Annotated in this window: 11 protein-coding genes; 5 read left to right on the forward strand and 6 right to left on the reverse strand. The window is 68.1% G+C overall.

Features of this window, described 5'->3' with window-relative positions; translation table 11 throughout:
- Positions 1-38 precede the first annotated feature (38 nt).
- Both PV764_RS00765 and PV764_RS00770 read left to right on the forward strand, forming a co-directional pair.
- Positions 39-8,750 carry a GH36-type glycosyl hydrolase domain-containing protein gene (locus tag PV764_RS00765; protein ID WP_421115979.1) on the forward strand — a complete coding sequence of 2,904 codons (8,712 nt, stop codon included), beginning with the start codon at positions 39-41 and terminating at the stop codon, positions 8,748-8,750.
- Positions 8,747-9,007 (forward strand): hypothetical protein, encoded by a 261-nt coding sequence (locus tag PV764_RS00770; RefSeq protein WP_421115980.1) that lies wholly within the window; start codon positions 8,747-8,749, stop codon positions 9,005-9,007. Before PV764_RS00765 ends, PV764_RS00770 begins: the two co-directional genes overlap by 4 nt.
- Before the next feature lie 112 nt (positions 9,008-9,119).
- Here the strand turns inward: PV764_RS00770 and PV764_RS00775 are convergent, their stop codons facing one another.
- Genes PV764_RS00775 through PV764_RS00785 form a run of 3 tightly spaced genes read right to left on the reverse strand, consistent with a single transcriptional unit; the run spans position 9,120 to position 14,646 of the window.
- Positions 9,120-12,224 carry an efflux RND transporter permease subunit gene (locus tag PV764_RS00775; RefSeq protein ID WP_421115981.1) on the reverse strand — a complete coding sequence of 1,035 codons (3,105 nt, stop codon included), beginning with the start codon at positions 12,222-12,224 and terminating at the stop codon, positions 9,120-9,122.
- Complete coding sequence (locus PV764_RS00780) at positions 12,221-13,399, reverse strand: efflux RND transporter periplasmic adaptor subunit (protein WP_421115983.1); 1,179 nt, start codon at positions 13,397-13,399, stop codon at positions 12,221-12,223. The genes PV764_RS00775 and PV764_RS00780 overlap by 4 nt, the downstream gene beginning before the upstream one ends.
- Entirely contained in the window at positions 13,396-14,646 is a 1,251-nt protein-coding gene (locus tag PV764_RS00785; protein ID WP_421115984.1) for a TolC family protein, read from the reverse strand. Before PV764_RS00785 ends, PV764_RS00780 begins: the two co-directional genes overlap by 4 nt.
- A 62-nt stretch (positions 14,647-14,708) precedes the next feature.
- On the opposite strand from PV764_RS00785, the gene PV764_RS00790 reads away from it, so the two are divergent.
- Together PV764_RS00790 and PV764_RS00795 are read left to right on the forward strand one after the other, a co-directional pair.
- Positions 14,709-15,383: a response regulator gene (locus PV764_RS00790; RefSeq protein WP_421115985.1), complete on the forward strand. Its 675-nt coding sequence runs from the start codon at positions 14,709-14,711 to the stop codon at positions 15,381-15,383.
- On the forward strand, positions 15,376-16,773 hold the full coding sequence (locus PV764_RS00795; protein WP_421115986.1) for a sensor histidine kinase: 1,398 nt from the start codon (positions 15,376-15,378) through the stop codon (positions 16,771-16,773). The genes PV764_RS00790 and PV764_RS00795 overlap by 8 nt, the downstream gene beginning before the upstream one ends.
- Before the next feature lie 6 nt (positions 16,774-16,779).
- Here PV764_RS00795 and PV764_RS00800 read toward each other — a convergent pair whose 3' ends face one another.
- The gene (locus tag PV764_RS00800) at positions 16,780-17,430 is read right to left on the reverse strand and encodes a hypothetical protein (protein WP_421115987.1); all 651 of its coding nucleotides are present in this window, start codon (positions 17,428-17,430) and stop codon (positions 16,780-16,782) included.
- A 176-nt stretch (positions 17,431-17,606) separates the two neighbouring features.
- On the reverse strand, positions 17,607-20,600 hold the full coding sequence (locus tag PV764_RS00805; RefSeq protein WP_421115988.1) for a TonB-dependent receptor: 2,994 nt from the start codon (positions 20,598-20,600) through the stop codon (positions 17,607-17,609).
- Positions 20,601-20,943: 343 nt separating this feature from the next.
- On the opposite strand from PV764_RS00805, the gene PV764_RS00810 reads away from it, so the two are divergent.
- Positions 20,944-22,497, forward strand: coding sequence for a thioredoxin family protein (locus tag PV764_RS00810; protein WP_284129303.1), 1,554 nt, complete (start codon positions 20,944-20,946; stop codon positions 22,495-22,497).
- Positions 22,498-22,567: 70 nt separating this feature from the next.
- Here PV764_RS00810 and PV764_RS00815 read toward each other — a convergent pair whose 3' ends face one another.
- A complete protein-coding gene (locus PV764_RS00815; protein WP_421115990.1) occupies positions 22,568-23,500 on the reverse strand; it encodes a M14 family metallopeptidase in 933 nt (310 codons plus the stop codon).
- Positions 23,501-23,657: the final 157 nt, after the last annotated feature.

Here is a 23,657-nt window from a genome sequence, read left to right on the forward strand (position 1 = left end):
AACTATGAGGGCCGCGACCTGCCCCCCATCGGTAACCTATGCCCCACCTTCGTCGTCTTTTTGGCCGTTGGCTGCGTCTGCGTCGTCTTGTCCGTTGGCGCTGGCGTGAGCGCCAGGCCTCGGCGCCGGCCATCGAGGCCACCGAGGGCCCCCTGCGCGCCGCGCTGTACAGCGTTGAGCAGATGGAGGTGTACGGCCGCGCCCTTGCGCGCCAGCACCGGGTGCGGATGCGGCCTGGCGCAGAGCGCCTGCTCGATCGCCTGCAGGCAAACGAGCGAGTCCTGGAAGACGCCAACACGCTGCTCAGCAGCGTGGTGCGTGAACAGCGGCCGGTCACCCCCGCCGGGGAATGGCTGCTCGACAACTACTACCTGATCGAAGAACAGATCCAGACCGCGCGACGCCATCTGCCGCGCGGCTACAGCCGTCAGTTGCCTTCACTTGTCGCCGGCCCCTCGGCCGGCCTGCCGCGTGTGTATGAACTGTCGATGCAGGCCATCGCGCACGGCGACGGTCGCATCGACGCCGATACCCTGGGCCGTTTCATCGCCTCCTACCAGTCGCTTGCTCCCCTGAGCCTGGGCGAACTGTGGGCCGTCCCCATCATGCTGCGCCTGGCGCTGCTCGAGAATCTGCGGCGCATGGCCGCGCGGGTGATGCGCGATGGCACGGACCGCAGCCTGGCGGCGCAATGGGCTGAGAACCTCAATCGCGCGGCGTCCGACACCCCGACCGAGGTGGTCCTGGTGGTGGCCGACATGGCCCGGTCCGAGCCGCCGTTGACCGGTGCGTTCATCGCCGAGCTCACCCGCTCGCTGCAGGGGCGCGGCGGCGCGTGGGCGATGCCGGTCGCCTGGCTGGAACAGTGGGCCGCCGCGGCTGGCCAGCGCATCGATGAACTGGTCGCCGCCGAGGGGCAGCAGCAGGCGGCCGACCAGGTCTCCATCGGCAACAGCATCGGCAGCCTGCGCTTCCTCTCCACCATGGACTGGCGCACGTTCGTCGAAGAGATGAGTGTGGTCGAGCAGCGGCTGCGGGAAGACCCCATGGGGGTCTATGCGCAGATGGATTTCGGCACCCGCGACGCCTACCGCCACGTCGTGGAGAAGATCGCCCGCGGCAGCCGTGTCGCGGAAGAGCGCGTTGCCACGATTGCGCTGGACCTGGCACGGGCGGCTGTGCCGGTTGAAGGGCCGCGCACGCACGTAGGCTACTGGCTGGTCGGCGAAGGCCTGCCCGCCACCGTTGACGCCGTGGCCCAGGCAGCGCCGCGGCACCGCAAGGCACGGCAACTGGCGCATCGCGTGCCGCTTGCGCTGTACCTGCTGCCGATCATCCTGCTGGCGGTGCTGGCCACGGGTGGCCTGCTGGCCACCGGCGTTGGCTCGGCGCCCGTCTGGCTGGCCGCGCTGCTCGGGCTGCTGGTCTTCAGTGAGCTGGGCATCGTCCTGGTGAACTGGACCGCGACAGTGCTGGTCACGCCCAGGCCACTGCCCAAGCTCGATTTCAGCGAAGGCATCCCGGCTGCCTGCGCCACGGTCGTCGCGGTTCCGTCCATGCTCTCCAGCATCGATGGAATCGACGTGCTGGTCGAAGCGCTGGAAGTCCGCTTCCAGGCCAACCGCGATCCCCAGCTGCGCTTTGTGCTGCTGACGGACTTTCTTGATGCCGTGGAAGCCGAGACGCCGACGGACCATACTCTGGTTGCGCACGCGGTGGAGCGGATCGAGGAATTGAACGCCCGCTACGCGTCCGAACGCGGCGATCGCTTCTACCTGCTGCATCGCCCCCGGCAATGGAATCCGGGCGAAGGGGTGTGGATGGGCCACGAGCGCAAACGCGGCAAGCTGGCCGCGCTCAATGCCCTGCTCCGCCACGGCGATGCGGCCGCGTTCATGCGCACCGTCGGTGACGTTGCGGCCCTGATCGGCGTCCGCTACGTCATTACCCTGGATGCGGACACCCAACTCCCGCGGGATGCGGCACGCGCGTTCGTCGCCACGCTGGCGCACCCGCTCAACCGCCCGCGCTTCGATCCGGCGCTGCAACGCGTCGTGGAGGGCTACGGCATCCTGCAGCCCAGCGTCGGCACCAGCCTGGGCACGCGCCGCACCTCGCGCTTTGCCAGGATGTTCGGCAGCGAGCCGGGCATCGATCCGTACACGCGCATGGTGTCGGACGTCTATCAGGACCTGTTCGACGAAGGCTCGTTCGTGGGCAAGGGCATCTATGACGTTGAAGCCTTCGAGCATGCGCTCGAGGGCCGCCTGCCCGAGAACCGCATCCTCAGCCATGACCTGCTGGAAGGGTGCTACGCACGCGCTGGCCTGGTCAGCGATGTGCGCCTGTACGAGGATTACCCCGAGCGTTACGTCGCCGACGCCAAGCGCCGTGCGCGCTGGATCCGTGGCGACTGGCAGCTGCTGCCATGGTTGCTGCCGTGGACACCGCGCCCGGGCTCCGCATGGGAAGGCAACCGGCTGAGCCTGCTGTCGCGCGGCAAGTTGCTGGACAATCTGCGCCGGAGCCTGGTGCCGGTCGCCGCCCTGGCCTTGCTGGTCGCAGGCTGGCTGTATGCCGAAAACCCGGCGGCATGGACGGCGTGGGTGCTCGCGCTGTGGTTCGCGCCGCCGCTGATCGGCATGCTGCGCGATGCCCTGAGCGTTCCGGATGACACACCGCTCGAGGCGCACTACATCATGGTCGGCCGTGGCACGCTGCAGTCGTTGCTGCGCGCGTCCACCCAGATCGCCTGCCTGCCCTACGAGGCGCTGCTGGCCGGTGGCGCGATACTGCGCACGCTCTGGCGCATGGCCGTTACCCGCCGCCACCTGCTGCAATGGAACCCCTCCAGCGAGGTCGAGCGCCGCCTTGGCGGCGACCGCGGCGCGGAATGGCGGGTGATGGCACCGGGGTCGCTGCTGGCGCTCGTGCTGGTGGGGCTCGTGGCCAGCGTGCATCCGCAGGCACTGCCTGTCGCCCTGCCCTTGCTGCTGGCGTGGACCTTCGCGCCCGCATTGATGGCATGGCTGGGCCGGCCGCCGGCCGCGAGCGTGGCCGAGCTTTCCGTGACGCAGCGGGCCTTCCTGGGCCGGCTGGCCCGGCGTACCTGGTCCTTCTTCCAGGCCTGGGTACGCGAGCAGGATCATTGGCTGCCGCCGGACAACATCCAGGAGCATCCCTCGCTGGTGGTGGCGCGGCGCACCTCGCCGACCAACATCGGCCTGTCCCTGTTGGCCAACCTGTCGGCGTGGGATTTCGGCTGGCTGCAGCAGGATGCGGTCGCCGAACGTACCGCCCTCACGTTCGATACGCTGGACAAGCTGCCGCGCCACCGCGGCCACTTCCTGAACTGGTATGACACCGAAACCCTGGCGCCGCTGCCGCCGCGCTACGTCTCCACCGTGGACAGCGGCAACCTTGCCGGCCACCTGCTGACGCTGCGCCAGGGCCTGCTCGCCCTGGTGGACGCGCCGGTGCTGGCGCCGCACACGTTCGATGGCCTGGCCGATACGCTGGGCGTGCTGGAAGAGGAACGCCAGCGCCATCGGCCCGACGACGCGCACGTGGGCCAGGCACTCAACCACCTTCGCCAGCGCCTGGCATCAACGCGTACCGACCGCCCACGTGGCACGGCCCAGCTGCTCGCCCGGTTGCAGGAGCTGGCCGGCCTGGCCGATGCCGTACTGGCACAGTGGCCGGCACCGCCATCGCCCGAGCAGGGTGAGCTGCACTGGCCGGCGCTGTTTGCCGCCGAATGCCATGCTGCCCGGGCATCGCTCGCCAGCATCCCTGCCGATGCCAACGCAGCCGACGAGACGCCGGTACCCAGCCTGCGCCAGCTCGCCGAGCTGCCCGGCACGGTCGGCGCGGAGGCGCGCGCGCGCATCGAGCAGCTGCAGGCCCTCGCGCACCGCGCCGGGCAGTTCTCGCTGATGGAATACGGGTTCCTGTTCTACCGTACCCGCAACCTGCTCTCGATCGGGTACAACGTCGACGACCACCGCCTCGACAACAGCTTCTACGACCTGCTGGCCTCCGAAGCGCGTCTGTGCGCCTTCGTCGCCATCGCCCAGGGCCAGCTGGCGCAGGAGAGCTGGTTCGCGCTCGGCCGGATGCTCACCGAGGTCAACGGCACCCCGACGCTGCTGTCATGGAGTGGCTCGATGTTCGAGTACCTCATGCCGCAACTGGTGATGCCCAGCTATCCGGACACGCTGCTCGACCAGACCGCGCGGCATGCGGTGGAGGCGCAGATCGTCTACGGCCGTACGTTGAACCTGCCGTGGGGCGTGTCCGAGTCCGGCTACAACGCCGTCGATGCACGCCTGAACTACCAGTACCGCGCGTTCGGCGTGCCGGGGCTGGGTCTCAAGCGCGGCCTGGGCCAGGATCGGGTCATCGCGCCCTATGCCAGCATGATGGCGCTGATGGTGGCGCCGGAGGCGGCGTGCCAGAACCTCCAGGCCATGGAAGAACTGGGCTTCTCCGGGCGCTTTGGCATGTACGAAGCAGTCGACTACACCCCCGCCCGCGTGCCACCGGGGCAGGATCACGTTCTGCTGCGTTCGTTCATGGCCCACCACCAGGGCATGGGCCTGCTCTCGCTGGATTACCTGTTGCGCGACCAGCCGATGCAGCGCCGCTTCGTGGCCGATGTCGAGTTCCAGGCGACCTTGTTGCTGCTGCAGGAGCGCATACCGCGCATCGGCGTGTTCCATCCCCATGAGGTGGAAGCCCTGGGCGAGCACTCCGCCATGGCCGAGCACGAGACGGCCCTGCGCGTCCTGCGCGACGCGGGTGGCCCGCGCCCGGAGGTGCAGCTGCTCTCCAACGGGCGCTACCACGGCATGCTCACCCATGCCGGCGGCGGCTACAGCCGCCATGGCGACCTGTCGCTCACCCGTTGGCGCGAAGACGGCACCACCGATGCCTGGGGGTCGTTCTGCTACCTGCGCGACGTGGACAGCGGCGAGTTCTGGTCTGCCGCCTATCAGCCCACCTGCGTGCCGGTGGACAATTACGAGGCGATCTTCTCTGACGCCAAGGCTGAATTCCGCGGTGCGCGCCGCGGTTGCGAGAGCCACCTGCAGGTGGCCATCTCCGCCGAGGACGACATCGAGCTCAGGCGCCTGCGCCTGACCAACCGCAGCCGTCGCCAGCGCACGGTGGAGATCACCACCTACGCCGAAGTGGTGCTGGCACCTGCAGCCTCCGACGACGCACACCCGGCCTTCAGCAATCTCTTCGTCCAGAGCGAGATCCTGGCTGCCAAGCAGGCCCTGCTATGCACGCGTCGCCCACGTTCCCACGACGAAGTGCCGCCGTGGATGTTCCATCTGGTTGCGGTGCATGACGCAGAGGTAGTGTCGATCTCCTACGAAACCGACCGTGCGCGCTTCCTGGGTCGTGGCAACACGCCGCGGACGCCGCAGGCCTTGACCATCGATACCGACCTCTCCGGTACGGACGGCTCGGTGCTCGACCCGATCGTGGCGATCCGCGTCCGCGTCTTGCTTGAGCCCGAACAGACCGTCCAGCTGGACATGGTGTATGGCATCGGCGCCGACCGCGCCGGTTGCGAGGCACTCGTGGACAAATACCGTGATCGCCGGCTGGCCGACCGCGTCTTCGATCTGGCCTGGACGCACAGCCAGGTGGTGCGCCGGCAGATCAATGCGAGCCAGGCCGAGGCGTCGCTGTACGAGCGCCTGGCCAGCCACGTGCTGTATTCCAATGCGCTGCTGCGCGCAGGTGCCGGCGTCCTGCAGCAGAACCAGCGAGGCCAATCCGGGCTGTGGGGGCATGCCATCTCGGGCGATCTGCCGATCGTCCTGCTCAAGGTCACCGACGCGGAGAACGTGGAACTGGTCAGGCAACTGGTGCAGGCCCATGCCTATTGGCGCCAGAAGGGGCTCAACACCGACCTGGTGATCTGGAACGACAGCAAGGCCGGCTATCGCCAGGAACTGCAGGACCAGATTCTGGGCATGGTCGCCGCCAGCTCGGAGACCGGCCTGCTCGATCGCCCTGGCGGCATCTTCGTACGGCCCGTGCAGAACATGAGTCACGAAGACCGCGTTCTGTTGCAGGCGGTGGCACGGGTGGTGATCAGCGACGAGGACGGTACGCTGGTCGCCCAGGTGGGACGCCAGCCCCTGCCCGTCCGCCGGATCCCGGCCCTGGTGCCACAGGTGGAGCAGCAGGAGCTGACACTGTCGATGGACGCAACGCCCGGGCTGCCCGTGGTTGCCGACCTCGGGCCCGAACCGGGCATGCCCCCGGGCGCCGGGCACGACGAAGAGCTGGACGACCCGTGGCCCTTCCTTCCGTACCGCGGCACCGGCCGATTCGACAACGGAACCGGCAGCTTCAGCGAGGACGGCCGCGAATACGTCGTGGTGGTGCGCGAAGGCGCCCCGACGCCCGCGCCCTGGGCCAACGTGATCGCCAACGCCCGCCTGGGCACCGTCGTCAGCGAGAGCGCACCGGGCTACACGTGGTTCGAGAACGCACACGAATTCCGCCTGACGCCCTGGCTCAACGATCCGGTATCCGACACCGGCGGTGAAGCCTTCTACGTGCGCGACGAGGACACCGGCCGCGTCTGGTCGCCGATGCCGCTCCCGTGCCGGGGCACCGGCGCGTACCGTACGCGCCATGGATTCGGCTACACGGTCTATGAGCATATCGAGGACGGCATCGTCAGCGAGTTGTGGGTATTCGTCGACGTCACCGCCCCACTGAAGTTCTCGGTCCTGCGGTTGCACAACCTGTCGGGCAGGACACGGCGGCTGTCGGCCATCGGCTACGTTGAGTGGGTCATGGGTGACCTGCGTCCGAAATCACGTATGCATGTGCTCACCGAACGCGACCCGCAGAGCGGCGCGCTGCTGGCGCGCAACACCTACAACACCGACTTCGGCGGCCGCATGGCCTTCTTCGACACCGATGCCGAGGGCTGTGGCTGGACCTGTGATCGCCTGGAGTTCATCGGGCGCAACGGCGGCCTGCACGCGCCGGCCGCGCTGCGGCGCGAACGTCTGGATGGACGGATCGGCGCGGGCCTGGATCCCTGCGCGGCGATCCAGGTGCCACTGGAACTGGCACCGGGTGACCGCAGTGAAACGACGTTCCGCCTCGGCGCGGGGCGCGACCGCGAGGAAACGCTCGCGCTGGCACGAAGCCGCCAGGGCAATCATGAGGCCATCGATGCGCTGGACGCGGTGCGCATCCACTGGCGCAATGTGCTGGCCACGGTGCAGGTACGTACGCCGGACCCGGCGCTGGACGCACTGGCCAATGGCTGGCTCGTGTATCAGACCCTGGGCTGCCGCTACCTGGCGCGCAGTGGGTACTACCAGTCGGGCGGCGCGTTCGGCTTCCGCGACCAGCTGCAGGACGCGCTGGCCCTCATCCACACGCGCCCGGACCTGACCCGCGAGCACCTGCTGCTTTGCGCGGCACACCAGTTCGCCGAAGGCGATGTGATGCATTGGTGGCACCCCCCGCAAGGTCGCGGCGTGCGTACCCGCTGCTCCGACGATTACCTCTGGCTGCCCCAGGGCGCATGCCGCTACCTGGAGGTCACCGGCGACGCCAGCGTGCTGGACGAAGTGGTCGGCTTCATCGAAGGGCGCGCGGTGACCCCGGAAGAGGAAGGGTATTACGACATGCCGACCCCATCGGTGCAGCGCGGCACGCTGTATGCGCACTGCATCGTCGCGCTCGAGCGCGGCTGCCGCTTGCTGGGCGAGCGCGGCCTTCCGCTGATGGGAACCGGCGACTGGAACGACGGCATGAACCGCGTCGGCGACCAGCAGCGCGGCGAAAGTGTGTGGCTGGGATTCTTCCTGCATGACACGCTGCGCCGCTTCATCGTGCTGGCGAACGCGCGCGGCGATGACGCCCGTGCGCAGTGGTGCCAGGAGCAGGCCGACCGCCTGCGCCAGAACCTGGAACACCACGCCTGGGATGGGGCGTGGTATCGCCGCGCCTGGTTCGACAACGGCGCCACCTTGGGCTCGTCACAGAACGACGAGTGCCGCATCGATTCCATCTCGCAGAGCTGGTCGGTGCTGTCAGGCGTCGCCGCGCCGGAGCGTGCCTCGCAGGCGCTGGATTCGCTGTACACGCACCTGGTGCGCAAGGACGCCAAGCTGATCCAGCTCCTCGATCCGCCCTTCGACCAGACCACGGAAGACCCCGGTTACATTCGGGGTTACGTACCGGGGGTGCGCGAGAATGGCGGCCAGTACACCCACGCGGCCGTGTGGGCGGCGATGGCATTCGCGCAGCAGGGAGATGCGGTGCGTGCCTGGGAGCTGGCCGGCATGATCAATCCCCTCAACCACACGCTGGACCCGGCGGCGGTCCAGACCTACCGCGTCGAACCTTACGTATTGGCCGCCGATGTATACGCCGTGTCGCCGCACGTCGGCCGCGGCGGCTGGACGTGGTACACCGGGTCGGCCGGTTGGATGTACCGCCTGCTGGTGGAATCCCTGCTTGGCATCCGTCGCGAAGGCGATCGTCTGTCGCTGGCGCCGTGCCTGCCCGATCATTGGCCGTCATTCGAACTGAGCTACCGCTTCGGCCGCAGCCTGTATGAGTTCGAGGTGACCCGCACGGCGCAGGGTGAGCCCACCCTGCATGTGGATGGCGTCCTACAGCCGGACCTCACCGTCCTGCTCCGCGACGACGGCCATTACTACCGCGTCGTGCTCGACCTGGGCGCGCCCCCGGGATGAACGTGCGCACCGAAATCCAGGTGCAGCTTGATGCGCTGGCCGACCAACTGGACCACTGGGTGGCGCGCGTGCGCCACCCGGCGCAGTTCTGGCCGCAGTTTGAGCAGCTGACTGGCGAGATCCTTGACCAATGCGCGAACACGGAGAGGGACCACGCGCGTGCATGTATACAGGCCATGCTCGAACGCCACGCACTGGATCTCCCGTCCTGGCACCAACGGGACGACACGCTGCCGCCGGGGACGCCGGGAGCGTGATGGCGCGAACGATCGCAGCGCCCCGTCGGATGGCGTCGTCGCATTGCCGTCCTTCCAGCACCACCGGCCGGGCAATGGCCCCTCCCCACGCTGCCCAGCCATTCAGCGCCGCCTACACGGCCTCAACCTCCATCGCTGCCCCACCCCGCCGCTGTTCACGCCGGCGATGCACCCAGTAGTACAGCGTCGGCAGCACCAGCAGGGTCAGCAGCATCGCCGACAGCAGTCCACCAATCACCACCACCGCGAGTGGCTTCTGGGTTTCGGCGCCGATCGCGTGCGAGGTGGCCATGGGCAACAAGCCGAACATCGCCAACAGCGCCGTCATCAGCACCGTGCGCAGGCGCTGCAGGGCGCCCTGCACCACGGCGTCGTAGAGCGCCATGCCCTGCTCGCGCAGCTGGCCGAACCGGGTCAACATGATCACGCCGTTGAGCACCGCTTGCCCGAACAAGGCGATGAAGCCGATTGCCGCCGAGACCGACAGCGGAATACCGGTCAACCACAGCGCCAGGATGCCGCCGATCATCGCCAGCGGTACGTTCGCCAGGATCAGGGCGGCACTGGTGACGTCCTTGAAAGCATCGAACAGCAGCACGAAGATGATCAGTACCGAGAGCGGCACCACCCAACCCAGACGGGCCATGGCGCGCTGCTGGTTCTCGAACTCGCCGGACCAGTCGATCCGGTAGCCCTCCGGCAGATCGATGGTCGCGTCGACCTGCCGGCGCATGTCGGCCACCACGCTGCCCATGTCGCGCCCGGCGATGAAGATGCTCACGGCTTTGACGCGCTGGGCGTTCTCACGCGAGATGTTGATCGCGCCGCTGGCCATGGTGAAGTCCGCCACATCCCCCAGCGTCACGGTCTGGCCGGAGGCAGTGCCCACCGGCACGGTGCGCAGACGCTGCAGGTCGCGGTCGGCATCGGACAGGCGCAGGCTGATCGGGAACTGGCGCTCGCCTTCCCACAGCTGGCCGACCTCGCGGCCGCCGATGGCGGTCTCGATCACGGCATCGATGTCCTGCACGTTCAGGCCGTAGCGCGCCGCACGGTCGCGATCGATATCGATGCGCAGCTGCGGCAGGCTGCCGTCGCGATCGATGAAGGCGCTCTCCACGCCGTCCACGTGCTTGACCTGCGCCAGGATCGCCTGGGCCTGGTTGGTCAGCACCTCCAGGTTCTCGCCGCTGACCTTGATCACCACCTGGCCTTTGATCTGCGAAATGCTCTCCAGGATGTTGTCGCGCACCGGCTGCGAGATCGAGAATTCGGGGCCGGGAATGCGCTCTTCCAGGAGGCGCTGCATCTGCGCCACCAGCTCGCGTTTGTCGATCTTCCGGGTCCACTCGGAGTCGGGCTTCAGCGCCACCAGTGCTTCGATCTGGTTGGCACCCTTGGCATCGGAGCCATCCTCCGGGCGGCCGAGCTTGGCCACCACGGTGGAGACCTCCGGCAGCGTCCGCACCAGGTCGCGGATGCGTCGGGACTGCGCCTGCGCCTCGGCCAGGCTGGTGCTGGGGTCCAGCGTGGCAGTCAGCCAGATCGAGCCTTCATCCAGTTCGGGCAGGAACTCCGAGCCCAGCCGCGTGCCCAGGGCCAGTGTCACCACCAACATCGCCACCGCGGCCAGCACGACCGCCCGGGGGCGCGCCATCGCGCCTTCCAGCCAGGGGCGGTACCAGCCGACCAGCCGATTCATCACCGGGTTCTCGCCTTTCAGACGCTCGCGGCGCAGCCACCAGAAACACAGCAGCGGCACCACGGTGAGCGCCAGGATCAACGCGCCGATCAGGGCCGACGTCACCGAATAGGCCATCGGTGCGAACATCCGGCCTTCCTGCCGCTGCAGGGTGAAGATCGGGATGTGCGCGGCGATGATGATCAGCATCGAGAAGAAGGTCGGCCGCCCGACCTCCGACGCCGCGGACAGCACGGTGGCCATGCGCTCGCGCCGGGTGCTGCCGGCCGGCATTTTCGACATGCGGGAGACGATGTGCTCGGTCACGATCACCGCACCATCGATGATGATGCCGAAGTCCATCGCGCCCAACGAGAGCAGGTTGGCCGGCACGCCCCACAAGTGCAGGCCGAGGAAGGTGGACAGCAGCGCCAACGGCATCATCGCCGCCACGATCAGCGCCGCGCGGGCGTTGTAGAGGAACAGCCACAGCACCAGGAACACCAGTACCGCGCCCTCCACCAGGTTGCGGAACACCGTTTTCAGCGTGGTGGACACCAACCACGAGCGATCGTAGAACGGCTCCAGCGTGACGCCCTCGGGCAGGTGGTTGGCCTCGATCTCGGCCACGCGCGTGTGCAGCGCATCCAGCACCAGCGACGGATTCTCCCCCTTGCGCATCAGCACCATGCCGAACACGGCATCATCGTTGTCGTCCTGGCCGGCCAGGCCCTGCCGGGGCAGCCCGGTGTCGACGATGCGGGCCAGGTCGCGTACCAGCACTGGCGTGCCCTGTCGCTCTGCCACGACCACCGTGCCGATATCGGCGGGCGAGCGCATCAGCCCGACGCCGCGGATCAGGTACTGCTGCTGGCCGCGCTCCACGTAGCCGCCACCGGCATTGGCGCTGCCACGTTCGAGCGCCTCGGCGAACGCCTCCAGGCTGATCCCGCGATCACGCAGCCTGCCCAGGTCCGGTTCGACCTGGAACGTCCTGGCGAACCCCCCGAAGCTCACCACATCGGCCACGCCCGGCACCGTGCGTAGACGCCGCTCCATCACCCATTCCTGCACGGTGCGCAGTTCGGTGGAACTCATGTGCGGCGCGTGCAGCACGTAGCGGTAGATCTCGCCCACCGCCGAGCTCATCGCCTCCATCTCCGGCTGCACGCCCTCGGGCAGATCCACGCCCTGCAGTCGCTCCATCACCTGGGCACGCGCGAAGTAGTCATCCGCGCCATCGTCGAAGGTCAGGATGATCATCGACAACCCGAACTGGGTATGCGAGAACACGCGCACCGAGTGCGGAATGCCCGACAGCGCCACTTCAAGCGGCATGGTGACCTCACGCTCGACCTCTTCGGCCGCGCGCCCCGGATGCAGGGTCACCACGGTGACCTGGGTATCGGAGACATCCGGAAAGGCTTCCACGGGCAGCTCGCGGAATGCCGCGAACGAGGCGCCGATGAAGATCAGCAGCGCCAGCATGACCATCAGCGGCTGGCGCAGGCAGTACGCAATCAGACGATCGATCATGGGGCGCCCCTGCCTGCCGCGGCAGTGCTGGCAGATCGGTCAGCAGTGCCAACGTTCTGGTCGAGCACTTGCTGCAGCAGCAGACCGCCGTCCACTACCACGCGGGCCCCCGCGGGCAGCCCCTGCCCTACCCACAGGCGGCCCTGGCCCAACTCCTCGGCCTGCACGGTGCGTCGTGCGAACTGCCCGTTGCCCTCGTCCACGAACACCACCTGCTCGCGCCCGAGCAGCAGCACCGCACCTTCCGGCACCGATACTCCACCGTCCATCGGCACGGTGATCTCGGCACGCACGTACTGCCCGGCCTTGAAGCGACGCTCGTGGTTGTCCAGTTCGGCACGCGCCTGCACCACGTGGCGCTCGGTGTCGATGTAATCATCGACGTGGCCCAGCACCCCCTGTGTGGGCTCACCGCTGCCAGGCGCCACACGCACCTTCAGACCCGGCGTGAGACGGCCGGCCAGCGCTTCGGGAACATCGATGATCAGCCACAGCCGGTCCGGATCGCTCACCACGGCCAGCGGCACCTCGGCATCGGCGGAGACGCTCATGCCGGGGCTCATCCGGCGCTCGACGAGGATGCCATCGATCGGCGAACGCAGCGGCATGCGCTGGTCGATGCCGCGGCGGCTGCCGAAGCCACGGGTCAGTGCCTGCAGCCGCGCGTGCTCGGCTTCGCTGGCGGCCAGCGCGGATTCGGCCTCGCCCAGTTCGCGGCCGGAGGCAACCCCGGCCTCATGCAGCTCACGTACCCGTGCCAGTTCATTGCGCGCCTGCCGCAGCTCGGCCGCACCTCGCGCACCTTCCGCCTGCACCTGCCCGAATTCGGGGGAGGTCACCCACGCCAGGACCTGGCCTGCCTTGATCTTCTCGCCCGGCGCCGCCTCGATGCGTGCGATCTGCCCCGGCAGCGGCGAGCGCAGCATGCTTGAGCGGGTGTCATCCCAGGTGACGCGCGCCGGCAGCTGCAGCACCGACGCCGACCCGTCGGTCACGGTCTCGCTGCGCAGCACGCTCAGTTGGGGGCTGTCGGCGGCGAAGCGGATCGTTGCGCCCTCCACCGTGGGCGCCGCCGCTGCTTCGGGGCCCGCATCGCGCGCGCAGCCACCCGCCAGCACAGTGGCGACAATCAAGGAAAGCAGACGGGCCGAGCCGGCTGTGCGCGAAAACGTCATGGGGTATGTCCTTCGGAAACGGAGATGGCCGCGTTCCAGCGCGCCAAGGCGGAGGCATGCGCCAGGCGCGCATCGACCAGGTCGGATTCGAATTCGCGCCAGCTGCGCCGCGCATCCAGCAGGTCGGTCAACGTGGCGGCACCGCGGCGATAGGCCAGTTCCAGACCCTCCATGCTCTTGCGCGCCGCGGGTCCCTGAAGCTGTTCGTACGCGGTGCGGCGTTGTGCGGCCGCCGCCAGTGCGTGCCGCAGCTGGTCAAGTTCAGCGGCGGCTTCGCGGCGCAGCTGTTGCCGTTCCAGCACGGCGGCGTCGTAGTCCGCCTCCGCCCGTTGCTGTTCGCCGCGCCAGCGCGTGGCGCCGCCCAGCGGCACACTCATCGACAGTCCCCATGTCACGCCGCCGATGTCGGCCGGCTCGCGCTCGGCTTCGATCCCGAACTGCACATCGCGCCGCCGTTCGCTGCGCGCCAGGGCTCGCGCGGCATCGGCGGCGATCACCCGCGCCTCGGCCGCACGCAGGTCAACGCGCTCGTCCAGCGTGGCCATCGCGGCGGTTGCCGCCGAGGCTGGGTGTGGCCACGCGTCGTCGGCACGCAGTGCCTCATCCGCATCGCAGCCCAGCAGCAGCGCAAGGACATGCCGTGCCTCGCGCAGGCCCAGTGCGGCCTCGCGGGCGGCATCGGCCACTTTCAGATCATCCACCGCAAGCCGCGCGCGCTCGATCGGCGCCATGGCGCCGGTGGCGACCTGCCGATCGGCAGCGGCCAGGCTCTCGGCCGAGGCACGGCGATCTTCCTCGGCGATGCGGCTCAGTTCCTGTGCGGCCTTCAACCCGAAGTACGCTTCCCGCAGCGCCACCTGCTGCTGGCGGCGGCCATCGAGCAGGCTCAGCTGGGCCGCCTCGACCAGGGCATCGGCCTGGCGCATGCGCCAGCCCCGCTTGCCGCCGCGCTCCCACGTCCAGCCCAGGCCGAGCGTGGAATCCACGCGCTTGTCCTTCCAACGGCCCGGGCCGATCCCCTCCTGGCGGCTGATCTTGGAGGTGCCCACGCTCAGCTCGGGGCTGGGCCGGCGCGCGGCGCTCTGCGCATCGCCCTGCGTGCCGCGCAGTTCGATCGCAGCGGCCAGCAGGTCGGGATTGTGCTGTGCCATGACGCGCTCCGCCTCGGCCAGGGTAAGCGCGGAGACCGTGGCAGGCGCGATCAGCAATGCCGCGATCAGCGCGGCACATCGGGTGGTGGTATTCATTGCCGACACGGTAAGGTGCAGCGCTTTCGTCAAACTTTCCCGAACCTTGCGTCAACCTTGCAATGCGCATTCTGCTGATTGAAGACGACGCCGCACTGGCCGATGGCCTGGTGCGCGCCCTGACCCGCGCCGGTCACGCCTGCGACCCTCTCGCCCGCGGCCTGGCCGCGCCGTCGGCGCTGGCCAGCGTCAGCTACGACCTGGTCGTACTGGACCTGTCACTGCCGGACATCGATGGCCTGGAGCTGCTGGCGCGGCTGCGGCAGGACGGTTTCAGCGTGCCGGTGCTGATTCTCACCGCACGCGACGGCGTGGAGGACCGCATCCGCGGCCTGGACAGCGGCGGCGATGATTACCTGGCCAAGCCATTCGCGCTCGGGGAACTTGAAGCCCGTCTGCGCGCGCTTGCGCGCCGCCAGTCCACCGCCCCCGCCGTGCGTCAGCTGGGCGCGCTGCGCTTGGACACCGGGACCCGCGAACTGCGCGTTGGCGATCAGCCGCTGGAACTCACCGCGCGTGAACTCGCGCTCATGGAAGTCCTGCTGCAGCAGCCGGGCCGGATCGTGGCCAAGCAGCGCCTGTTCGATGCGGTCTACAGCTGGGATCACGACGCCAGCCTGTCGGTGATCGAGGTCCACGTCAGCCGGTTGCGCCGCAAGCTGCAGGTAGCCGGCGCCAAGGTTGGCATCCGCATGCTGCGTGGCCTGGGCTATCGGCTGGAAGCCTGCGATGACTGAGGCGCCCTACAGCCTGCGTGGCGTGCTGCTGCGGCGCCTGTGGCTGCCGCTGCTGGTGCTGCTGCTGGCCAGTGCCGTGGGCTCGTTCGTATTGGCCAGGCACTACGCCGAGCAGGTTTACGACCGCTGGTTGCTGGACTCGGCCATGTCGCTGGCGCAGCTGACCGAGGTCCGCGGCGACACCGTCCACATGGAGATCTCCCCCGCCGTCTCGCGCATGTTCACCTGGGACACCGTGGACCGGATCTACGGCGAGGTAACCCGTGCCGACGGCACGCGCCTGTATGGTGCAGCCGTGCTGCCTGGCGGCACGGCGCTGCAGGCCGAAGGCGCCGACGACAGCCCGGCCCGCACTTACTACGATGCCGTGATCGATGGGCAGGACGTGCGCGTTGTGCAGGTCGCGATGACACCCCCCGGCGCTGCCGCCCCGATCCTGATCCGCGTGGCCGAGACCCGCACCAAGCGGCTTCGCCTGGAGCATCGCCTGCTGCTGGCGAGCATCCCGCTGCAGGGCACGATCCTGCTGCTGGCGGCATGGCTGGCGTGGTCGGGAACGGGCGCAGCGGCGCGGCACACCAACGGCGCCGCGCGACGGCTGGCCAGCGCGCCGCTGGATGCGCTGGCGCCACTGGATCCACGGGAGGCCGCGCCGCGCGAGCTGTGGCCCGCGGTGGATGCCTTCAACCAGCTGGTAAACCGGCTCTCGGCGATGCAGGACGCACAGCAGCGCTTCATCAGCAACGCAGCGCATCAGCTGCGCACGCCGCTGGCCGGCCTCCAGATCGAGCTGGAAAGCGCGCTGCGTGAACAGGATCGCGCAGCACAGCGCGATGCGCTGGCCGGCCTGTTGCGTGGGCTGACCCGACTGCGCCATCTCACCCATCAGTTGCTGATCCTGAGCCGCTCCGAAGACAGCGCCGGCGCGATGCTGGCGATGCGCCCGGTGGACCTTGCCGTGCTCGCCCGCGATGAACTGGAACGGCTGATGGACCGCGCCGTGGTCGCCGGTGTCGACCTTGGCTACGAGGGTCCCGATGCCGGCGTCATGGTGATGGGCGAGCCGCAGCTGCTGCGCGAGACGATCAGCAACCTGGTCGACAACGCGCTGCGCTACGGCGCACTGGAAGGGATGATCACGGTCAGCGTGGAAACCACACAGGGCCAGACGCGCTTGAGCGTCAACGACGATGGTCCCGGCATCGATCCGTCTTTGCGCAGCCAGGTCACCGAACGGTTCTGGCGGGGCGATGCCAGCGGCGACGGGTGTGGCCTGGGCCTGGCCATCGTGGCCGAGATCGCCGAACGGCATCGGGCCACGCTGGGCATCGGCCGCTCGGCGCTGGGTGGCGCCCAGGTCACGCTCGCCTTTCCGTCGCGTCCTGGGTGAACGACGTTACTGCGTCCAGTACACGGCCTTGAGCGCCTCAGCCAGGTGGGATGCCGCTTCCTGCTGGCTGAAAGGTGGCGTGCGCGGCGGGTCATACACGTCCGGGCGCGTGCCGGCGACGACCAGATCGATCGCATAGCAGGCACCGTTATGGACTGCGCGGTAGCTCTCGGCGCTGACGTAATGGCTCATGGCGGCATCACCAGCCGTGAAGTGGGTGAACGGCACGCCGCCGATATCGACCGAGGCCGATGCCGCAGGGCCCGTTGCTTCGGCCGGCGGTTCCAGGCAGGACGTGATCTGCTTTGCCTCAGCACTGCGGCCGATCCGCAGCTCGCCGGCCGTGACCCGATCCGACCCTTCCAGCACCAGCGCCACCAGCGGCGTCCCCTTGCTCTCCGGCGGTGCAAACAGCTTCCAACTGGGCGAGGCCAGGTAGTCACGCTGGAAATCGAGCGCAACCCGCACTCCCGCCACTGGACCCACCGCAATGCCCGGCTTCGCTTCCTCATAGACAGGTGACGGCCGCTCGGCCGCTGCCGCGGCGGGCACGGGATCAGTGGCCTTCGCCGCGCCCGGATCGGCGCCGCTCGGCAGCGCCACGGGTGCGGCACCGTCCTCGCCCTGCGGCGAGCAGGCACACAGCAGCGCCGTCAAACCGGCCGCCATCCACCCTGCCCTGTTTCGGATCTGCGTCTGCATGAGAGGCTCCACTGGGAATGGGCCCAGACTGCCTCGGGATGCGTGAACGACGTGCCACGCCCTGGGGCGTTCGCGTTGGTGCGGCTGCCGGCGGGCAGGGGCTCCCTCCCCCACCCGCCTGGCCCTTCCCCTCAGTAGTCGTAACTCACGCTGACCCGCAGCGAACGGGGCGCCTGACGCACGGTTGCCGCGCCATACAGCGGATCCGGCTGTCCCGGATCCAGCTCGGCGTACGGCGATTTCCACAGCGCCACCTGGCTGTTGAACACATTGAACACGTCCAGGTTGAAGCCCAGCCGACCATCGGCCACTGCCGGGCGGTAGGACACCCCCAGGTCAAGCTGCTTCAGCCACGGTAGGCGCCCCTGGCTCCCGGGAGGCGCCGGCTGGCCGTTGTAGAAGTGATACGCGATGCCGTAGCCGGATGGGTCTTCGAAGTCCGGCCCGTACGAGCCCAGCGCACTGAACGGCGAACCCGAGAGTACCTTCAGGTTGGCCGACACCAACCATTCCGGGGTGAGCTGGTAGTAGCCGTGCAGCTTGAACTGGTGGGTGTGGTCGTTGCTCTGCGGCCCGTTGGTGTGCTCCATCAGCTGGGCGTAGTCCCACGCCTGCGTGGTGGACACCGCCGTCTGGCCGATCCCCGAGAGCAACTGGCCTTCAGTGGTCCCGTAACTGCGTGACCAGGTGTAGTCGCCGCGGGCATACCAGCGGCCATCGAACGGATGTTCCAGCGAGAGGTTCACCGCGTAGTAGTTGCGCTTGAACTGCGGGAAGCCCATTTCCGCGTTGCTCAGCGGAACTGTCACGTAATTGCCGCCAGTATCGACCAGGTTGAAGGTGTTGGCGCGGCCGGGATTGATCAGCCAGCAGCTGACCGGGTTGCTGTCCTTGGTCACGTTGTAGCCCAGGCTGCTGGCCTTGCCGAGCACCGCATCGATATCGCAGTAGTCGTCCACGCCGCTGCGCAGCACGCGGTAGGTCGCTTTGGCCCCGTACACCCAGTCCTGGCCGAGCGCCTTGCTGAAGCCGAGGATGAACTCATCCTGGTAGGACGGCTCGATGCCGGAGGTGGCCACGGTCTTCGCATCCGGCAGCAGGCCATAGTTGTTATTGGCCGAAACAGGATCGGAGAACCGGGTGAGGTCTGTCGGATAGCCGTTGCGGTCGATGCCGCCGTAGGTGTAGTAGGTCGAGGTGGCCAGCGTCGCGCCAGCGGCGTTGAACGCGGGGTTCAGCGGCAGCGCCAGGTAATAGCGCCCCACGTTGCCGAACACCTTGAAGCGGCCGTCACCGTCGACATCCCAGCTGAAGCCCAGGCGTGGCGCCCACTGCCCGCTGGTCTGCTTGATGTACGCGTCGCCATCGCGGTTGAAATTCGTGAACTGGTCCAGGCGCAGGCCAAGATTGAGCAGCAGCCGGTCGGTGACCTGCCAGTTGTCTTCAATGTACTGCGCCCGCTGCGAGGCCCGCACCGAAGCCAGCGCGCTGTAGACATACTGGCGTACGTAGTAGCCGTCCTCGCCATTGCGGATGCCACCTGTCGCCGGTACGCCGAGGCCGGTATTGATCGGCACGTTCGGGTTGGACTGCCCGTAGATCCAGTAGTAGCCATCGGCCGAGGCGACCGAACCGCGGTTCAACGCGCGGGCGTTCTGGTTGTCGATGCCGAGTGTGATGCTGTGGTCGCCCCACACGTAGTTCGCATCCAGGCGCAGGTTGTTGCTGCGGTTGCCGCGATCCGGATTGACCAGCAGCGAGGTGGTCTGCGCGTTGGTGATCGGCGTGCCACCGGTCAACGCCGGATTCTGCAGGTTGGGGCTGTTGAGGTAGGTCAGGCTGCCGTCGTAGGCCGGGTTGCCGATGTAGTCATCCGTGCGCATTTCGCCGTATTGCGCGCTGACGGTGAGCCGGTCGGTCAGGTAGCCGGTGTACTTGGCCGTCCACAGGTCGCCACCGGTCTTGGTGGTGTCTTCCTTGCCGCGTTGGGCGCCACGGGTGAGCGTGTCGTAGTCGTAGGCGAAGATGTCGCCACGGTATACGTTGCGGCTGGATGCGCCGGTCAGCTCCAGCAGATGATTGTCGGTGATGTTCCAATCCACCTTGGCGTACCAGCGGGGGCGCTCGTACTCGTAGCGGGAATAGGAATTCGTCGCCTCCACGTTCTTGACATCCGTGCCTTCACGGCGCTCCAGCTCGTAGGAGCCGAAGAAGAACAGCCGGTCTTCGATCAAGGGGCCGCCGGCATAGATGCTCTGCGTGCTGACCCATTCGCGGTCCTTGCTCTCCGGCGCATACAGTGCGCCATCGCCGGGGTAACGCACGTCGTCCTTGTCCGCACGTGTGGATGCCGGCTCCCAGGTCGCCTGGCCGCCGAAGTGCCACTGATTCGTTCCGCGCTTGCCGACCGCATTGATCACGCCACCATCGGAGCGGCCGTACTTGGCGCTGTAGCCACCGGTGTAGATCTCCTGCTGGTCGATGCTTCCGTACGGCAAGGTCAGCCCGCCCAGGCCGCGTAGCGGATCGGTGCTGTTGAAGCCGTTGATGTAGTAGGCGTTCTCCGCTGCGGATGAACCGCCAAAGCTCACCAGCTGGGCGCCGGTTGGGCCGGCGTAGGTGCCGTTGCCGCTGTTGCCGATCACGCCGGGTGCGAGCTGGGCGATGGCCTCGGCCGAACGGCCCAGCGGCAGCCGGTGCAGTTGCTCTGCGGTGATGACCGTACGCGAATCCACGCTGCTCACATCGATCGCGGCGGCGGCACGGTCCGCGCTGACCTGGATGCCGTCCAGGCGGGTGACATCGCCGAACGATACTTCGGTACTGGTACCGACCGTCAGTGCGACGTCCTGGCGGGTCTGCAGCACCTTGCCGTCGGCGTCGCGCGCCTCAACCGAATACCGGCCCAGCGGAAGCTGGCTGATGGTATAGCGACCGCGCGCGTCGACGGTCACTTCGCGGGTGAGGCCGGTATCGCTGCGAACGAAAATACGCTGCGCCGATGGCGGCGCCTGGCCGGCGATCGCACCGGTGGTGGACTGTGCATGCAGGGTCGGGGAGGCGGTGGCAAGCAACACCGCCAACGCCAGCAATCGCGGGCGCAGGGAAGAACGAGCTGTCGTCATCGAAGGTCGTACGGGTAGTGGGGGAAGCCATGACTGCCACCGCCTCGGGGCGGAACGGACATCGCACATTCATTAACCCCGCTTGCGCCCCAATGCAGAAATGCGCAGGGGTTATGTGGTGTTTGCCGATGGCGATATCGGCAGCGACGAAACCATGACACGCGTCACCGCGCAGGCGGGTTCTGCTTGGTTACGCGTATCGGGCGCAGCCGTGCGGCGCGTGACTCATCACTGCGGGGTCTGCCGTCATGAGCAATCTGCATCAGTGCCAGCTCACCCGCGGCCGCGCGGCTTCCTACAATCGAGCCTGTCTGCTGCCCTCTCCAACTGCCTGGATGTCCTGATGCGCCTTGCTCTGTCCCTTGGTTTGCTGGGCGTGGTTGCCCTGCTCCCGGCCTGCACGCCGGCCCCCTCCCCCGCTGACGCTGCGGCGCCCACGGCTACCGCACCGGCACCTGCGGAGATCGCCTGGCGCCATGGCGACGTCGACGACGCGTTCGCCGATGCGCGCGACAGCGGCAAGCCCGTGCTGCTGTACTGGGGCGCGGTGTGGTGCCCGCCCTGCAACCAGCTCAAGGCCACGCTGTTCAAGGATCCGGCCTTCATCGCGCTGACCCGTCAGTACGTGCCCGTCTATCTGGATGGGGACGAGGAAGGCGCACAGGCCTGGGGCGAGCGATTCGGCGTGCGCGGCTATCCGACCCTGATCGTGCTTGACCCGCAGCGCAACGAGCTCACCCGCCTGGCCGGTGGCAACGACAGTGAAGCCCTGACCCGCGCCCTCACCCTGGCTGCCAGCCGTCGCACCGCCGTGAGCGAGGTGCTGCAGCATGCCTTGACGGCACCACAGGATGTCAGCGCGGAGGACTGGCGCGTGCTCGGCGATTACGGCTGGGAAGTGGATGCCAATCGCCTGGCGGGCAAGCGCGATGCAGCGTCATTGCTGCAGCAACTGGCCACTGCTGCGCCCGAGCCGGCGCTGCAGCGGCGGTTCGCGTTGCTGGCGCTCGGTGCAGGCAAGCCGGACAACGCGCCGACCGCCGCCCAGCGCGACAGCACCCGCGCCCTGCTGGATGCCGTTCTCGCCTCCCCTGCGGAAGTGCGGGCCAATCGGGACCTGCTCGGCTATCAGGGCCCTGCCCTGGTGGCCCGCGCCAGTTCCACCCCGGACCAGGCCCAGCAACTGGGAACGCAGCTGCTGGGCGCGCTGGATGCCGCGGATCATGCCCTCGGCGACAAAGCCGATGCGCGGCTCGGCACTGTCATCACCGAGCTTGCCCTGCAGCGCCAGCAGCATCCCGACCAGGACATTCCAGCGGCGCTGAAGGCCAAGGCGCAGCAGCGTGTCGCGGCCGCCGATGCCGCCGCGACCACACCACACGAACGCCAGGCCACGATCAGTACCGCCGTCTATGTACTCCGCCAGATCAAGAACGATGCCGCGGCCGAGAAGCTCCTGCTGGCCGAGCTGGAGCGCAGCCAGACACCCTATTACTACATGCCCGAACTGGCCGAACTGGCTGAAGAACGTGGCGACAAGGCTTCTGCCATCTCCTGGCTGCACAAGGCCTACCAGGGTGCGCAGGGACCGGCCACGCGCGTGCAGTGGGGCGTTCTCTACGTTGAGGGGCTGCTGCGCTTGAGCCCGGACGATGCGCCGGCGATCGAGACGGCCACCACCGAGGTCATCGCCGATCTGGCTGCCCAGCCAGCCGGCTACCACCAGCGCACCCGCCAGCGGTTTGAACGGTTGGGCGGTGCGTTGCAGGCGTGGAGCCGCGACCACCACGGCGCGGAAAGCCTGACCCGGCTGCAGGCACGGATGACCGAAACCTGCGCGAAGGCCGCCAGCTCGACCGACAGCAGCGCAGGCTGCGAGCGGTGGCTGAAAAGCTGACCTGGCAGGTCAGCCCGTCGTCAGGAGCAAGGCGCCGCCCGTCGTTGGGCGGCGACCTCCAACGAGAGCATCAGCGGCGCGGATGCGCCAGCGCAAAGTCCAGGCCGGCGCATACCGCCGCGACCTGCGCATCGTTGCATTCCTGCGGCGACGTCCGCGGGCTGTCCGGGTAGACCTCGGTGGTGGTGGCGTACAGCGCGTCGGTGAAGCCGGCGCAGGCGCCGATCGAACGCGATTCGCCCCAGACCACGCCCGGCGACTGCAGCGGCATGCCGATCAGCTCGCCATTGGCATCGGCCGGGGCGATGTGCGTGATCTTCTCCACTGCGGCGATCAACGCCTGCTGGAACGCCGGCTGCGGATCTTCGCTGTTGCCGATCACGTAGAAGCCATCGGGAATGATGTCCGGCACCAGGGCGATGCCATCGCGGGCGCAGCGCGCCGGATCGAACTCATGCAGGTCGCTGTCGGTCGTTTCGTGCAGGTCCAGGTGCAGGTGCACCAGCAGGTCATCGCCACGCGCGGCCATCCAGCGCATCAGCGACGCCGCTTCTTCGATCTGGCCATCACCACGGAAGCTGCGGTTGGGATCGATCGCATCGGGATTCCAGCGCTGGATGCGCTCATAGCCCCACGGGCTGACGCAGGGCGCCACGATCAGATTGATACGGCCTGCATACGCCTCGGCGTTCTGATCCAGGAACTGCAGCGCGCCATGCACGCCGCTGGTTTCGTAGCCGTGCACGCCACCGGTCACCAGCGCGGTCGGCAGTGCCGGATCCCACTCATGGCTGACCACCGCAAACAGCGGGTAATGATCCGGCGCGTAGTCCAGCTGCCCGTACTGCACCACATCGAAACGCTCGCCCAGGCGCTCGAGCGCGGCCACGACATCGTCGTGGTAGCTGCGCTGGCGCTGCTGGCCTGCGCGCCACCGGGCGCGTTCGGCGTCACCCCAGGGCTGGCCCGGCGTGCCGATGGGATAGAAATGCGTATTGCTCATGGTGGTACTCCAAGGATGTCATCCGGTCGCCGGACAACTCACGCCGTCAGCGACACTGCACTGGATATTCTATCTGCGGCCGTGTGCATCCGGCTGTGCGGACTCCCAACGCTGACAGGTAAAGGGAGCCGGTTGCCCGGCTCCCTTTCCGTTCCGC

Origin of the sequence: Stenotrophomonas sp. AS1, assembly GCF_048957655.1 — a bacterium.
GTDB classification, from domain to species: domain Bacteria; phylum Pseudomonadota; class Gammaproteobacteria; order Xanthomonadales; family Xanthomonadaceae; genus Stenotrophomonas; species Stenotrophomonas bentonitica_A.

Excerpts from the sequence above, each read along its gene's own strand:
- PV764_RS00815 (WP_421115990.1), bottom strand. The coding sequence starts at position 23,500 with ATGAGCAATACGCATTTCTATCCCATCGGCACGCCGGGCCAGCCCTGG.
- PV764_RS00775 (WP_421115981.1), bottom strand. The coding sequence starts at position 12,224 with ATGATCGATCGTCTGATTGCGTACTGCCTGCGCCAGCCGCTGATGGTC.
- PV764_RS00810 (WP_284129303.1), top strand. The coding sequence starts at position 20,944 with ATGCGCCTTGCTCTGTCCCTTGGTTTGCTGGGCGTGGTTGCCCTGCTC.
- PV764_RS00805 (WP_421115988.1), bottom strand. The coding sequence starts at position 20,600 with ATGACGACAGCTCGTTCTTCCCTGCGCCCGCGATTGCTGGCGTTGGCG.
- PV764_RS00765 (WP_421115979.1), top strand. The coding sequence starts at position 39 with ATGCCCCACCTTCGTCGTCTTTTTGGCCGTTGGCTGCGTCTGCGTCGT.
- PV764_RS00790 (WP_421115985.1), top strand. The coding sequence starts at position 14,709 with ATGCGCATTCTGCTGATTGAAGACGACGCCGCACTGGCCGATGGCCTG.
- PV764_RS00780 (WP_421115983.1), bottom strand. The coding sequence starts at position 13,399 with ATGACGTTTTCGCGCACAGCCGGCTCGGCCCGTCTGCTTTCCTTGATT.
- PV764_RS00795 (WP_421115986.1), top strand. The coding sequence starts at position 15,376 with ATGACTGAGGCGCCCTACAGCCTGCGTGGCGTGCTGCTGCGGCGCCTG.
- PV764_RS00785 (WP_421115984.1), bottom strand. The coding sequence starts at position 14,646 with ATGAATACCACCACCCGATGTGCCGCGCTGATCGCGGCATTGCTGATC.
- PV764_RS00770 (WP_421115980.1), top strand. The coding sequence starts at position 8,747 with ATGAACGTGCGCACCGAAATCCAGGTGCAGCTTGATGCGCTGGCCGAC.